This is a genomic window from uncultured Streptococcus sp. (assembly GCF_963536705.1).
GTDB lineage: Bacteria > Bacillota > Bacilli > Lactobacillales > Streptococcaceae > Streptococcus.
The window spans coordinates 126,697-141,955 of the sequence record NZ_CAUTAP010000001.1 but is presented as its reverse complement, the minus strand read 5'-3'; the positions used below and the strand labels follow the sequence as shown (position 1 = coordinate 141,955).

Annotated in this window: 11 protein-coding genes; 2 read left to right on the top strand and 9 right to left on the bottom strand. The window is 44.5% G+C overall.

Going from position 1 to position 15,259, the window contains the following annotated elements:
- Window positions 1-20 precede the first annotated feature (20 nt).
- The 5 genes from RWX26_RS00685 to RWX26_RS00665 form a co-directional block, all read right to left on the bottom strand.
- Window positions 21-518 (bottom strand): GNAT family N-acetyltransferase, encoded by a 498-nt coding sequence (locus RWX26_RS00685; protein WP_314578191.1) that lies wholly within the window; start codon window positions 516-518, stop codon window positions 21-23.
- Window positions 519-549: 31 nt separating this feature from the next.
- Complete coding sequence (locus RWX26_RS00680) at window positions 550-1,326, bottom strand: hypothetical protein (RefSeq protein WP_314578189.1); 777 nt, start codon at window positions 1,324-1,326, stop codon at window positions 550-552.
- A gap of 106 nt (window positions 1,327-1,432) precedes the next feature.
- Window positions 1,433-3,421, bottom strand: a complete 1,989-nt coding sequence (uvrB, locus tag RWX26_RS00675; RefSeq protein ID WP_314578186.1) for an excinuclease ABC subunit UvrB — start codon at window positions 3,419-3,421, stop codon at window positions 1,433-1,435.
- Between the two features lie 160 nt (window positions 3,422-3,581).
- Complete coding sequence (locus RWX26_RS00670; protein ID WP_314578184.1) at window positions 3,582-4,529, bottom strand: type II CAAX endopeptidase family protein; 948 nt, start codon at window positions 4,527-4,529, stop codon at window positions 3,582-3,584.
- Between the two features lie 76 nt (window positions 4,530-4,605).
- Window positions 4,606-5,541 carry a type II CAAX endopeptidase family protein gene (locus tag RWX26_RS00665; protein WP_314578181.1) on the bottom strand — a complete coding sequence of 312 codons (936 nt, stop codon included), beginning with the start codon at window positions 5,539-5,541 and terminating at the stop codon, window positions 4,606-4,608.
- Between the two features lie 195 nt (window positions 5,542-5,736).
- Between RWX26_RS00665 and RWX26_RS00660 the strand changes: the two genes are divergently transcribed.
- The gene (locus RWX26_RS00660; protein WP_314578178.1) at window positions 5,737-7,905 is read left to right on the top strand and encodes an ABC transporter substrate-binding protein/permease; all 2,169 of its coding nucleotides are present in this window, start codon (window positions 5,737-5,739) and stop codon (window positions 7,903-7,905) included.
- Window positions 7,905-8,645, top strand: coding sequence for an amino acid ABC transporter ATP-binding protein (locus RWX26_RS00655; RefSeq protein WP_002895249.1), 741 nt, complete (start codon window positions 7,905-7,907; stop codon window positions 8,643-8,645). Before RWX26_RS00660 ends, RWX26_RS00655 begins: the two co-directional genes overlap by 1 nt.
- 57 nt (window positions 8,646-8,702) lie before the next feature.
- On the opposite strand, the gene RWX26_RS00650 is transcribed toward RWX26_RS00655, so the two are convergent.
- The 4 genes from RWX26_RS00650 to RWX26_RS00635 all read right to left on the bottom strand — a co-directional run bounded on the left by RWX26_RS00650 (window position 8,703) and on the right by RWX26_RS00635 (window position 15,230).
- Window positions 8,703-10,460: a serine hydrolase domain-containing protein gene (locus RWX26_RS00650; protein ID WP_314578418.1), complete on the bottom strand. Its 1,758-nt coding sequence runs from the start codon at window positions 10,458-10,460 to the stop codon at window positions 8,703-8,705.
- Between the two features lie 82 nt (window positions 10,461-10,542).
- Window positions 10,543-12,324 carry a serine hydrolase domain-containing protein gene (locus RWX26_RS00645; protein ID WP_314578175.1) on the bottom strand — a complete coding sequence of 594 codons (1,782 nt, stop codon included), beginning with the start codon at window positions 12,322-12,324 and terminating at the stop codon, window positions 10,543-10,545.
- 103 nt (window positions 12,325-12,427) lie between these two features.
- On the bottom strand, window positions 12,428-13,240 hold the full coding sequence (locus RWX26_RS00640) for a CPBP family intramembrane glutamic endopeptidase (RefSeq protein WP_314578172.1): 813 nt from the start codon (window positions 13,238-13,240) through the stop codon (window positions 12,428-12,430).
- Window positions 13,241-13,445: 205 nt separating this feature from the next.
- Window positions 13,446-15,230: a serine hydrolase domain-containing protein gene (locus RWX26_RS00635; RefSeq protein ID WP_314578170.1), complete on the bottom strand. Its 1,785-nt coding sequence runs from the start codon at window positions 15,228-15,230 to the stop codon at window positions 13,446-13,448.
- Window positions 15,231-15,259 lie beyond the last annotated feature (29 nt).

The window sequence follows — 15,259 nt, the reverse complement described above, 5'->3', positions numbered from 1 at the left end:
ATATATCTATTGTTTTCAGACTAACTGTTCGAGTTTCTAACGTAAATCATCCGTTTTTCTTTCACGGTTTTTCCTAGGTCAATGACCTTTTCCTGACCGTCAAAAACAAAACCCATTTTTTCATAAAAGGCAATAGCACGTTTGTTATCTTCTAAAACCCATAATACAATCTCTTGATAACCATCCAAGGCAGCAAAAGTAGCCTGTATTAACTGCTGTCCTACACCTTCGCCATAATAATCTTTTAAGACATACAAGGCGAAAATTTCACCCGCTCTTGTATCTGAGTCTCGAAAATCACCGTAGCTAACAAAGCCAACTACTTTAGCATCATCCAAAGCAATCAAGGTATTTTCAGGATACTTTTGACTATAAAATCGGCACTTATCCAAAGTCATATGCTCTTGAAATTCCGCAGGCAAAATCTCATCATAAGCTTCACGCCATGTCTGCCAATGAACTCTGGATTTCCCTTCTATCTCCTCAGCTGTATCCATTGTTTTGATAGTTATGACCATTTGTTTTTCTCCTTGAATAAAACTATCTAGATCATTCCGCCTGAAAACCATTACTATCTAATTTCCCATTTTCTCCCCAAACAACTACATAAACATTTTTGGGTAAGCTAGTAAAATCAATATAGTCACTTAAACTCGCACCTTCAGGAACATCTCCTTCTAGAAAGAGATACAGATTCAATTGAGCTCCATACTTTTCTGATAATCGGATCATATCCTTTCTCAATTTCTTTATGTCCTCTGCTGATGCTTCATACTTCTCTGTCTTGGGATTATACTTTAGTTCCTTTTTAATTTGAACCAAATCACGATAAAACCCTTTTTGGTCGTCAGTTACATCGTAATCTAAATCTGTACTCAGCTTCTTAAATTTCACCGGCTTTAGAACAGACTCTTTGTCAAAATATAAGGTATTCAACATTGGATGGGAATTTGTATCTAAGACAGAAGAAAAGGTAAGATCTGTTAATATGGAAGATGGCTCATCATCACTATTAGCGTAATAGGAATAAGTTCTTTCTTCTAACTCATCTGTTAAAATTTTGTCCGCCTCTTCAGTCAATTGAACTTTTACATAATATTGATAAGTGACATGACTAACCCAAGTTGGAATCTCTATGTTCTTAACCTTCAATCCTAAATTATCTTCAAAAGCTGTGTTCACAACATATTCAATATGCTGCTTTTCCTCTTTTGTAACAAGTTTTGTCGGCATAAATGCCCAAATAAATTGAACTATAGGTAACATGCCTATGACAAAAATTGAAATAAAGAAAATAAATATTAGTTTAATTAAATCCTTTTTCACTTCAATTCCCCCACTTAAACTTCTCTAACTTTTTTTCACATAGTGACTCATTGACTAGAGAAGCAATTAAGAGCTTAGCTTGCAACTTTGGTGCTAACTATATTTTCTAATCCATCGCCTTTATTTCCAGAATCATATCGCGAATCTGTGCCGCCAGTTCGAAATCGAGTAGTCCTGCAGCTTCTTGCATCTGTCCTTCTAATTTCTTAATCATGTCCTTGCGTTCTTGCTTGTTGAGACTTTCGATTTCGACAGTTTCTTCCTTGTCTGGCAGGGCTGCCTTGGTCACGCTTATCAGGTCACGGATTTCTTTCTTAATGGTCTGCGGTACAATGCCATGCTCTTCATTATAAGCCATCTGGATTGCCCGACGGCGGGCAGTTTCATCAATAGCGCGCTGCATGGACTGGGTTATGGTGTCCGCATACATAATCACATGTCCTTCACTATTGCGGGCTGCCCGTCCAATGGTTTGGATCAGGCCACGCTCGTTGCGGAGAAAACCTTCCTTGTCCGCATCAAGGATTGCCACCAGACTAACCTCGGGAACGTCGATTCCCTCACGCAGCAAGTTAATCCCAACCAGAACGTCAAAGACACCTAAGCGCAGGTCTCGAATAATCTCAGTCCGCTCCAAGGTCTTGATATCCGAGTGCATGTACTTGACCTTGACACCCATTTCCTTGAAGTAGTCGGTCAAGTCTTCAGCCATTTTCTTGGTCAGGGTTGTGATAAAGGTCCGTTCATTCTTTTCAACACGAGCATTGATTTCGCCCAAAAGATCATCAATTTGCCCCATGGTTGGGCGGACTTCCACCTCTGGATCCAGAAGCCCTGTCGGCCGGATAATCTGCTCAATAACGGTATCCGTCTGTTCATTTTCATAGTCTCCCGGCGTAGCCGATACATAGACAATCTGGTGAACATGGCTTTCAAATTCCTCACGGCGCAGCGGACGGTTGTCCAAGGCAGACGGCAGGCGGAAACCATAATTAACCAACATCTCCTTGCGAGAGCGGTCGCCATTGTACATGCCCCGAATCTGTCCCATGGTCATGTGACTCTCGTCAATCATAATCAAGAAATCATCAGGGAAAAAGTCCAGAAGGGTATAAGGCGGCTCTCCTTCGCTCCGACCATCCATGTGGCGAGAATAGTTCTCAACTCCATTCGTATAGCCCATCTCGCGCAGCATTTCGATATCATACTCCGTGCGCTGCTTCAAGCGCTGGGCTTCCAGAAGCTTGCCTTCCTTCTCAAAGATAGCTAGCTGCTCCTTCAGTTCCGCCTGAATCTTGGCAATGGCTACTTCCATGTGGTCTTCATTGGTCACGAAGTGAGTGGCTGGGAAGATGGCCAAATGGTCCACCTCACCCAAGACTCGTCCTGTCAAGGCTTCAACCTCACGAATCCGATCAATCTCGTCTCCGAAAAATTCCACTCGAAAGGCATGTTCATCCCGAGAAGCAGGGAAAATCTCCACCACATCGCCACGAACACGGAATTTCCCCCGCTGAAAATCAATGTCATTGCGCTCAAACTGGATATCCACCAGGTCATTAAGCAACTTGTCACGGGAAATCTCTAGTCCAGGGCGCAGGCTTACCACGCTGTCAGAGTATTCCTTAGGCGATCCCAGACCATAGATACAAGAGACCGAAGCCACGACAATCACGTCATTGCGCTCCAAGAGAGCAGATGTCGCTGAGTGACGGAGCTTGTCAATCTCGTCATTGACCGAGCTATCCTTTTCGATATAAGTATCGCTAGAAGGTACATAGGCCTCTGGCTGGTAGTAATCATAGTAGGAAACGAAGTATTCCACCGCGTTATTGGGGAAAAATTCCTTGAACTCACCATAAAGCTGGCCGGCCAGCGTTTTATTATGGGCAATAACCAGTGTCGGCTTGTTGACCTGAGCGATAACCTGACTCATGGTATAGGTCTTACCAGTACCAGTCGCCCCCATGAGAATCTGGGCCTTCTCGCCCCCCTCGATGTTATCCACCAGCTGCTCGATAGCCTGGGGCTGATCTCCTGAAGGCTCATACTTAGAAACCAATTCAAATTTATTATCTGTTATTCTGTTAATCATCTTTTATTCCTCAAATTGTGCTTCTATCATTTTACCATATTTGCCCTATTTTCTCTGGATTTGGGTGTAGGTAGAATGGCCACGCTTCTACCATCGTCTTTCCCTTGTCATACATCTCATTAAAAGACATAAAAAAGCCCAGCTCAACTGGGCGAAATGCTTATTTCTTAAAGATCAGCGCCTGAGGCAGGCGATTTTCTTTTTTTAGTGACCAGTAGAGATAGGCAATGCAGCCAATCAGGACGATACTGGCAAAAATAGATCCTTCAGCACCAAAAGCTCCACCGGACAATAAATCCACAGAAGATTGTGAGCTATAGTTCAAGATTGAGGTAGATGCTCCTTGGCCACTGACCTGAATACCATAGATATTCCCTTGCACAAAATTCCAAGCGCCGTGCATACCAGCTAGAATCCACATATTGTCATACTTGAGCATAAGGAAACAAGCAAAGATACCGTCTAGCACGATATTGACAATAGAAAGAATGGTCACACCAGGGTTAAAGAGGTGCAATGCGCCGAATAGAGCACTGGAAATTAAGATACCAATGAAGATATTTGACTTAGCGCTAACTGCTGGAAAGAGCCAACCACGCGTCACTAGCTCTTCTGTCCCACCTTGAAGAATCCAGAAAGGAATGATAGCTAGGACGAAAATAAAATCATTCAAGTTAACCCGACCAAATTTCAGACTGCCTGCCCCCGTTACCAAGAGCAAGACAACAACCAGTGAAAACTGAACGGCTCCAATAAGGAAGCCTTTGAGGAGATTTTTGAACCAGTCTTCTTTATAAAATCCCAAACTAGAAAAAGGACGCTTCTCACGATATCGAACCCATAGAAAGACAGTGAGAGCGATAAAAAAGAAACCAGCTAGCTGAAAAAAGACCGTATAGTGACTAATGGCTGCCATTGCTTCTGTCCGATTAATCGTCGGATCTGCAAAGCCAAACAGGAGTCCGACAATGATACCAATTGGTAACATTCCGACAAAACTTAAAATTCCTCCTCCATAAACAAAACCAATAGCAATCAAGATAGCCAACCAAATCGGCGGAATATAACGCGATTGCTTGATAGCATCCAACATACGAGATTTAAACATATAATTATTCCTTTCCTCATTTTAATTTATTATAGCATATTATTTTAGGATTAGCAAAAGAGTGCCGTTCGAATAGTTATTCTGTCTTTCCCACTAACCCTGTCAAACTGCCATCTTTTTTCATCTTGAAAAGCAAGTAAAATACGGCCATCAAGAGAATGAGCGAACTGAAAATAGAAGCTTCAGCGCCGAAAGCTCCACCAGTCAGCCAGCTCCATTCTGACTTAGGGATAAAATTCAGGACTGCTGCATCAACACCAGTACCACTAACGCTGAAACCGTAAATATTGCCTTGGCTAAAGTTCCAAGCAGCATGAAGTCCTGTAATCCCCCAGACATTGTCCGTCCGGAGCAGATAGAGACTTGCAAAGAGGCCAAATAAGGCAATGTTAAGAATGGGAAGAATACCAATATCTGGATTGCCTAGGTGCAAGCGTGCAAAGAGCAGGCTCGAAGTCAGCAAACCGATGGGGAGGTTGGTCTTTTTGACAGCAACTGGCAGCAGCCAAGCGCGTGTCACTAACTCTTCTGCTCCGCCCTGAACCATCCAGAGCGGAAGCAAGATCAGGATATAGAGGAAAGGTTCCAGTGTCAGCTGTCCCCATTCAAAAGAGCCAGCTCCGCTCAACAGCATAAGCAGAGCGACTAGACTAAAGAGGAGAAAACCTACTGCCAATCCTTTGACTAGCTCTACTAAACTTCCTTTTTTGACAAAACCCAGAGTCGCGAGCGGACGTCCTTCAGCCCAGCGTACCCAGAGAAAGAGAGCCAGTATCATAAATACAAAGCCGAATAAGAGAAAAGGCAGGGCAAAATTGAAAAAGATTTCAAAGAATCCACCTTGCCCCAAGAAACCTAGCATAAGACTAAGCACAGCCGAAATCGGCTCCAAAGCCAAATAGGCCAACTGCTGTCCTCCTTGCACGAAAATAACTGCCAGCAAAAGAGACAAAATATAAGGCGGAACAAAGCTAGCTTGATTGACTCCGTCCAAGATACGTGATTTTTTCATAAGAACCTCATTCTATCCTTGCTTTCATTTATTTTAAGTATAGCAAACTTTGCTTTAAGTACAAAGAAAAGTTACGGTTCTTCTTACAAAAAATACAGAGTTCATATGTCAGAAAACCTAACATAAAAATAGGAGAAATTTGCCTAATCAGTGATTTTTTGCTATAATGCTAGAATGCTAAAAAGGAGGAAGAAAATGAAGAAAAAATTCTTAGCAGTCTTGCTAACATTATTTCCATTTTTTGCGTTAGGGGCAACAGCCCAGGCAGATACGGTCAAAATCGTATCCGATACTGCTTACGCACCATTTGAATTTAAAGATTCTGATCAGACTTACAAGGGAATTGACGTAGATATCATCAACAAGGTCGCAGAAATCAAAGGCTGGGACATTGACATGAGCTTCCCAGGCTTCGATGCAGCTGTCAATGCGGTCCAAGCCGGCCAGGCGGATGCCATCATGGCTGGTATGACCAAGACAAGCGAGCGCGAAAAAGTCTTTACCATGTCTGATACCTACTACGACACCAAGGTCGTTATCGCGACGACCAAGGCAAACACCATCAGCAAATATGAACAGCTGAAAGGGAAGAAAGTCGGTGTCAAAACAGGAACGGCTGCCCAACGTTTCCTTGAGAAGAACAAGGATAAGTACGGCTACACTCTCAAAACCTTTGACACGGGTGACTTGATGTATAACAGCCTTTCTGCTGGTGATGTCGATGCAGTGATGGATGATCAGCCTGTCATTGAGTACGCCATCAATCAAGCCCAAAACCTGAAAATTTCTATGAAGGGTGAGGCTGTTGGAAGCTTTGCTTTCGGTGTCAAAAAAGGTAGCAAGCACGAGCACTTAGTTACAGAGTTTAACGAGGCTTTGGCGCAGATGAAGGAAGACGGCAGTCTGGAAGAAATCATCAATAAATGGACGGCTTCTAAAGGCAGCTCTGACTCAGCTGTTCCAGAGACTTCTACTCCTGCCGGTCAAAAAGCTAGTCCGACAAAAGACAAATACATCATTGCCAGCGACTCATCTTTTGCTCCATTTGTCTTCCAAAATGACAGCAACCAATATACTGGTATTGACATGGAGCTGATTAAGGCTATTGCCAAAGACCAAGGCTTTACTGTGGAAGTAACCAACCCTGGCTTTGATGCAGCTATCAATAGCGTTCAGACCGGTCAGGCTGACGGAATTATCGCCGGCATGTCTGTCACCGATGCCCGTAAGAAAACTTTTGATTATTCGGATCCTTACTATACAGCCAACTCTATCTTGGCAGTCAAGGACAGCAGCAATATCAAGTCCTACGAGGAACTCAAGGGCAAGACAGTCGGTGTCAAAACCGGTACCGCTTCTCAGACTTTCCTTGAGGAAAATAAGAGCAAGTACGGCTACTCTATCAAAACATTCTCAGATGCAGCTTCTATGTATGACAGTCTCAATACTGGCTCTGTCGCAGCTGTGATGGATGATGAGCCCGTTGTCAAATACGCCATCAAACAAGGCAAGAAGCTTAAAACACCTATCGAAGGTACACCAAGCGGCCAAGTCGCTTTCGCAGTTAAAAAAGGCAGCAATCCTGAGCTGATTGAGATGTTTAACAATGGACTGGCCAACCTCAAAGAAAGCGGCAAATACCAAGAGATTTTAGACAAGTATCTGGCTAGCGAGGAAAAGGAATCCACTGTAGATGAGTCCACTATTTGGGGCTTGCTGCAAAACAACTACCAAGAACTTCTTAAAGGTCTGGGAGTGACGATTGCTTTGGCACTGATTTCATTTGCGATTGCTATGGTCATCGGGATTATCTTTGGTATGTTCAGCGTCAGCCCTTATAAACCGCTGCGCTGGATTGCAGAAATCTTTGTCGATGTCATTCGTGGTATTCCACTGATGATTGTGGCAGCCTTTATCTTCTGGGGGATTCCTAACCTAATCGAATCCATGACTGGTCAACAAAGTCCAATCAATGCTTTCGTCGCAGGAACCATCGCCCTCTCTCTCAATGCCGGCGCCTATATAGCTGAAATTGTCCGCGGAGGTATCCAAGCTGTTCCAGTTGGACAGATGGAAGCTAGCCGCAGCTTGGGGATTTCCTACTCCAAGACCATGCGCAAGATTATCCTGCCACAGGCAACTAAGATTATGCTGCCAAACTTTGTCAATCAGTTTGTCATCGCACTCAAGGATACAACGATTGTCTCAGCTATTGGACTGGCCGAGCTCTTCAAAACAGGTAAGGACATCATCGCCCGCAACTATCAGAGTTTCCGGATGTATGCTATCCTGGCTGTGCTCTATCTCATCATTATCACGCTCTTGACCCGCTTGGCAAAACGCTTAGAAAAGAGGATTAAGTAATGGCAAAATTAAAAATCGATGTGAACGATCTTCATAAATACTACGGGGAAAACGAAGTCCTAAAGGGGATTACTGCTAAATTCTACGAGGGCGATGTGGTCTGCATCATTGGCCCTTCTGGTTCTGGTAAGTCAACCTTCCTGCGCAGTCTCAACCTGCTAGAGGAAGTCACTAGCGGAACCATCACGGTTGATGGCTTTGATCTGACAGACAAGAAGACTGATGTGGATCTGGTCCGAGAAAATATCGGTATGGTCTTCCAGCACTTCAACCTTTTCCCGCACATGACCGTTCTGGAAAATATCACCTTTGCTCCTGTTGAGCACAAGCGCTTGACTCAAGACGAGGCAAATAAGCTGGGTATGGAGCTCTTGGAAAAGGTCGGCTTGGCTGATAAGGCTGATGCCAGTCCAGACAGCCTGTCCGGAGGTCAAAAGCAGCGGGTAGCCATTGCTCGCGGTCTGGCCATGAATCCAGATATCATGCTCTTTGACGAGCCGACTTCTGCCCTTGACCCTGAAATGGTCGGCGATGTTCTCAACGTTATGAAGGATCTGGCCCAGCAAGGTATGACTATGCTGATTGTGACCCATGAGATGGGCTTTGCCCGTCAAGTAGCCAACCGCGTTATTTTTACCGCTGACGGTGAATTCCTAGAAGACGGCAAGCCTGACCAAATCTTTGACAATCCACAGCACCCACGTCTCAAAGACTTCTTGGACAAGGTACTGAATGTATAAAACCAAACGAAGAGCCAGCTTATAAGCCGGCTCTTTTCTTGTTTCATAATTTTTAAACTACATCACCCACCATTGGTAAAGCGACCAGTAGAGGATATTAGCTACGATAGCGAGTGCAGATAGACTGGTCAGAACCGTCAAGAAGAGGCGGCCTTTCCCGAGACCTTTTCGAGCCTTACTAAAGAGCGGATAAACCGCACATCCTGCTAAGAACAATCCCAAACCTGCAAAAGCCATATAACGCCACTGAGCGATGATACTGAGATCCGTAGTGCTTGAGCTAAGCAGGAGCAAGAGTAAATTTCCAGCTGAGACCACTACTCCTGCAGCTGTCAAGATGTGCCACCATTTCCAAGCTCGATTTTGCTTGCTTTTTTCTTTGCCAAAGACCAGTCGATAAAGGACTAGCACAAGTCGTACAAGTAGATTTCCCAAAGAGTAAACGACACTAAGAGCTGCCAAAGCAACCAACCCAAACTTAGTCCAGATTTCCCAGTCAGGAACTCTCTCAAAATCACTGACCGGAGTAGCGATTCGCGTTTTGCCATTTCCACTTTTATAAATAGTCCAAAACGAACGATCCATTCGCTCCGAAGACGGCTTCTTCATATGAAGCAAATTACCTGGAAAGAGCTGATACAAAGAAAGCGGACCTTGGTTAAAATTCCGAAGGATTTGATAGTAGCCAGGTTCGAACTTTTTCTGAGTCTCTGCACTGGCTGTCGGACGTTTTCCGAAAATCAATTCTGGCATGCCATCATTATAAATTTCTTCCACACCTTGATTGGTCATGATCACCTGGCCGATACCATCCTTCAAATCCAGCAGGAGATAGCTGGAAAAACCATTCGTATTCCCTCCGTGCCCTAGCACTGTAACGCCAAATTTACTGGCCCAGAAGCCATGAGCATTACGAACGATGTCTGTATTAGGATAGGTTGCTGTCGTTGAATAGAGAGTTGTCCAAGTCTCCGACCGAGTAAAGAGAGTTTTATGACTTAGCAGGGCCTGAGCAAATTTTTGAAAATCACTCAATGTTCCTGTTGCTCGACCAACTGGATACAGGCCGACTTCATAAAGTGCATCGCCTAACAGACTGCCATCTGTCGTATATCCTTTTACTTCCTTGCGCTTGGCTTGGACATAAGCATTGTCAGACAAGTCTTGAGCTATGGCCGTTCTCTCCATGTCCAGAGGCTGGAAGATATGCTCATGTGCATAATCAACAAAGGATTGCCCAGAAATTCGCTCCACAATATAGGCTGCTAACCCCGTACTATAGTTGGAATAAGCTGTCGTTGTACCCGGCTCAAAGGACTGAGCCGGCTGATATTGGAGCAGCAAATCCTCTAAACTCTTGCCCCCTTGCATATAGAGAGGGGCTTCATCAAATCCAGACTGATGGTTCATCAAATCTAGCATAGTAATGGACTTGTCATAGCGGAGATTTCTAAGAAAGCCCTCTGGTAGATAGGTGCGAATATCTTCTTCTAGGTCAATCTTACCTTGCTCCCAGAGCTGCATGACAGAGACCCAGACAGTCAGCTTAGTCACGGAGCCCCATTCAAAGACACTGTCATCATCGGCTTTGATTCCCTTTTCCTTATCCATGTATCCAAAGTTGCCTTGATAGATAGTGCCGTCCTTGTCAAAGACAGCCGTTGCCATGCCGGCTGTTGTCTTTTCGTGCTCTTTGACATAGTCTTGGATCTTCTGACCAATTTGGCTGCGCTCTGTGCCCGAAGGCAGCTTCTGAGAGTCAGCCAATGCAGTGGCTGGCTGGAACAAACCAAGTGTTAATATAGTTAAAATCATTAGAATAGAATTTTTCACGAAATACTCCTTTGCAGAATTATGCGGCCAAAGCCCGCCTTCCCAAAGGAAGACAGGCAACTTATCACATCACCCAGAACTGATAAAGTGACCAGTAGAGAATATTAGCTACGATAGCGAGTGCAGATAGACTAGTCAGAACTGTCAGGAAGAGGCGACCTTTTCCGAGTTCCTTTCGAGTCTTGCTAAAGAGCGGATAAACTGCACATCTTGCTAAGAATAGGCCCAGTCCTGCAAAGGCCATATAACGCCAAGATTGAACAATTGAGTAATCCTGATTCATGGCAGCCAGTAAAAGCAGAATAAGATTGCCTGCAAAAAGGATCATTCCTAAAGAAGTCAGGTAATTCCAGACCTTCCAAGAGCGAGGTACCGAACTTTTTGCTTTACGCAGGATGAGACGGAAACCGCCAATCAGAAAACTAATCAAGATATTTCCCAGAGCAAACACGAGCGCCAAAGCTCCGAGAACCACGACTAGATAATGCCTAAAGAGAACTGAATCGGAAATCCTTTCTGCATTAAGGACACCGAATTCGAGGCGGTCAGCACCTTGGCTCTTGTCAATAGTCCAGAAAGTGCTCAGCAGATCTGGCTGATCTGATACTTTATTGATCTTTTGGATAGCGCCAGGAATCATGAGCATGAAGGACAGTGGCCCCCTATTATAGCTTCTCAGATAGTGGTAAGAGCCAGGCTTGAATTGCTTTTTAGTAGCTTCGCTGACAGTCTGCATCTTGCCAAATGTCAGCTCCGGCATTTGAACATTGTAAACTTGTTCATACAGTTGATTGGTTAAGATGACTTGGCCGATGCCATTTTTCAGATCCAAGTAAAGATAGCTAGAAAAGCCATCAGCATTACCACTGTGTCCCAGCAAGGTAACACCGTAGTGACTGGCCCAAAAGCCATGAGCATTACGAACAATATCCGTACCAGGGTGGGTAGAGGTTGTTGAGTAAAGCTCGGTCCAAGTTTCTGGACGATGAAAGAGCATCTTACGTTCCAGCAAGGCCTGGGCGAATTTCTGCAGGTCTCCTAGAGTCCCCACAGCCCCTCCGACTGGGTACATCCAGAGCTTAAATGGTGTATCACCCAAGAGCTTACCTTGGTCATCATAGCCCTTGTCCTCCTTGCGCTTTTCCTGTACATAAGCGTTGTCCGATAAGTCAGGCAAGATAGCAGTCCGATCCATGTCCAGCGGCTCAAAAACATGCTCATGGACATAGTCTGCATACTTCTGCCCAGAAATCCGCTCCACGATATAGGAGGCCAAAGCCGTGCTGTAGTTAGAATATGATGTCGTCGTACCCGGCTCAAAGGACTGAATAGGCTGGTAATCGCGGAACTGCTCTTCCAAGTCGCTCTTATCTCCCTTTTTGTAGAGTGGCATTTCATCAAAGCCAGCCTGATGGTTCATCAGATCCAGCATGGTGATAGGCTTATCATAACGAAGATTGCGGAGAAAGCCTTCCGGCAGATAAGTTTTGAGGTCTGCTTCCAGGTCGATTTTGCCCTCTTCCCAGAGCTGCATGACCGACACCCAGACCGTCAGTTTAGTGATGGAAGCCCATTCAAAAACACTGTCATCGTCAACTTTGACTTTGTTTTCTTTGTCCACATAGCCAAAATTTCCCTTGTAGATGGTTCCGTTTTTATCAAAGACAGCTGTTGCCATACCGGCCGTTGTCTTTTCATGTTCCTTGACAAAACTTTCGATTTTTTGACCAATTTGGCTGCGCTCCGTGCCAGACGGAAGCTTCTGTGAGTCAGCTAAAGCAGCTGTCGGCCGGAAGATTCCTAGCGTCAAAATGGTTAAAAGAATGATTAGAATAGATTTTTTCATAGCATTTCCTTTCTGTTCAACTCAAAGATTCATATGAGCTAAGTTCAGATAATTTGTACAGTCTCCTTTTAATTTTAGAATCAGGCTATTCTTGTTTTTTTAATCATGCGTTTTTCTCTTCCTTATCAGCCCGATACCAGAGATAAATACTGTAAAGGGTCAGAATGCCCATGCCGCCAAGGTAAATGAGGGAGTTAACCTGAGAGAAATCAAACATATCAGCTAGGTTGATGCCGACAAAGGTTTCTATCAGAATGTCTAGCAAGGCGTGGAAAATCATACAGGCAAGGACAGATTTCGTCTTCTTATGCAGTGCAGCAAACCAGATGGACTGGACTATAGTTACAATGATAAAGACTAGAAAGGGATTCTGACTTCGATCATAAAAGCGGTCATAAAACCAGAGAGGAATATGCCAGCAAGCCCAAGCTAGTCCGGTTATCGAGGAGGCGATAAACATAGAGAACTTCTTTTCCAAAGCCGGCTGCAGAAAGCCTCGCCAGCCAGGCTCTTCCATGCCACCAGCCAAGGTCATAAGGTAGATAAAGGATCCAATAAATGAAAGCAGAGCCCCATCTACCAGCTTGCCTCCGGAAGCTAATGCAAAAGTCACTGCCAGACTTCCACTGAAGAGTAGGAGATAGAGCCAAGTCCCTTTCTTGCTTGAGAAGATAAAGGAACAGATGGCTTTGAAGCCTTTTATTTTCAGCACTATTAGGCTTGCTATCACCGGTCCGAACATACTGAGACTCGTTAGGAGGCCTTCCAGAGCCAGATAGAGTATAGGCGGATTTTCCGGCCAGAGATTTTTGAGAATGATAGCTAGCAACATAAATCCCCAAGTCCATCCGAAGTTCCAGACTAGGAAAGGCCAGACTAGTTTTGGTTGTGGTTTGCTTCTTGTTTCATTGGTCATAGAACTTTCTCCTTTAAATGGTTTGATTTTTGTACTCTGATAAGGTCCTTGATTTTTTGCCTCATTTAGCCGCGCTCTGTATAAAAGACAGCTATTGTACTTCAGCTCCTGTTGAAAAATCACTAACCTTAAGATTGTAAAAAGAATTAATCAAATGGTTTACCTCATGAGATAGTCCATTCCCCCAGAAAAAACAAGCAAATAATCACAATGCCCACCACTGATAAAGTGACCAGTAGAGAATATTGACAACGATAGCTAGAGCTGACAGACTAGTCAAGACAGTCAGGTAGAGTCGGCTCTTACTCAGCCCTTTTCTTGCCTTGGTCAGAAGTGGGAAGACTGCACAGCCAGCCAGAATCAATCCCAGACCGGCAAAAACAATGTAGCGCCAGCTAGCTAAAAAGGTCAGATCACTGGTAGCAAATGTGTTAAAGAGGAGGAGGAAGTTTATAGCCACACCTACTCCAGCTAAAGAAGTTAGGTAAGTCCAGATACGAAGAGGTTTTGGTGTTTTAGATTGACCTTTTTTGAAGACCAAGCGGAAGAGATCCAGTCCGCCCCGTGCCAAAAAGAGAATGATACTAAAAACAAGTCCGACTGCTGCTGAAATAAGCAGAGCCCAGTCTGTAAAGAACTCGCTATCCTTGACTCTGAAGTTATCGCCATAGGAAGCTGTTACCTTAGTCTCGTCTCCACTACCGCTGACTACTGAAAAATTCTGGGTCAAAAGCGGATTGTCCTTGGATTTCTCAACAAACTGAGTGTAAAGCAAGATTCTGGAGATAGACATAGGACCACTGGCAAAGGAGCGAGCAGATCGGTAATTTCCAGACTGGAATTTGTCAAAGGTGGCTGAGTCCGTCTTTTTCTTAGGTCCAAAAACCAAGGCTGGCATTTCATAGTTATAAACCAACTCATGATCTTGATTCGTCATAACGGTCATACCTATACCATTTTTCAAGTCCAGCAGAATATAAGATGAGTAGCCAGTCGAGTTTCCTCCATGGCCAACAAGCGTCGTGCCGTACTCCCGTGTCCAAAAGCCGTGCATATTGAGCGGCATATCCGTTCCTGGATAATTCGATGTTGCAGTGTAGAGAGTTGTCCAAGTCTCAACGTTCTTAAAGAGTTTTTCTTTCTTCAAAAGCGCTTGGGCAAACCTCTGGAAGTCAGCCAGAGTAGAGATGCCATTTCCCGCTGGGTAAAGCCCTAGATGGAAATAGCTAGTTCCCATAGATGTCTGACCGTCCGCCCGATAAGAGATTTGCTTCATCCGCTTCTGGTAAATCTTTGGGTTTTCCTTAAAGTCGGCTGATAGAGCTGTGTCTTTCATTCCTAGTGGTTGGAAGATATGTTCATGGACATAGGTTGAGAAGTCCTGACCAGAGATTCTCTCAACGATATAGGCTGCCAGACTAGCTGAAAAGTTCGAGTAGGCTGTCATGGTGCCTGGTTCGTAAGACTGTTCTGGCTGATTAACTGCCAGAATCTCTTCAATAGACAAGCCCTTATCTTCCTTGTAGGCGTGGGTAGACTCGCCAAAGCCGGCCTGATGGTTCATGAGGTCTGTCATAGTGACGGGCTTGTCGTAGCGCAAAGTCTTCATAAATCCCTCTGGCAGATAGGTGCGAATGTCTTCGTTAAGGTCAATCTTGCCCTCTTCCCAGAGCTGCATGACGGAGACCCAGACCATTAGCTTCCCAGCAGATCCCAATTCAAAGACACTATCGTCATCGGCCTTGATGCCTTTTTCTTTATCCATATAACCGAAGTTTCCTTGATAAATTGTACCATTCTTGTCAAAGATAACAGTCTCCATACCGGCCGTTGTCTTTTCATGTTCCTTGACAAAGTCTTGGATTTTCTGATCGATTTTGTCACGGTCCGTACCAGACGGCAGCTTCTGTTCTTCAGCTAGCGCAGTGGCTGGGCGAAAAAGCCCCAATGTTAAAATAGTTAGGAGTGTAAAAATAAATATTTTTTTCATGCGATTCTCCTTTACAGAATTATGCAGAT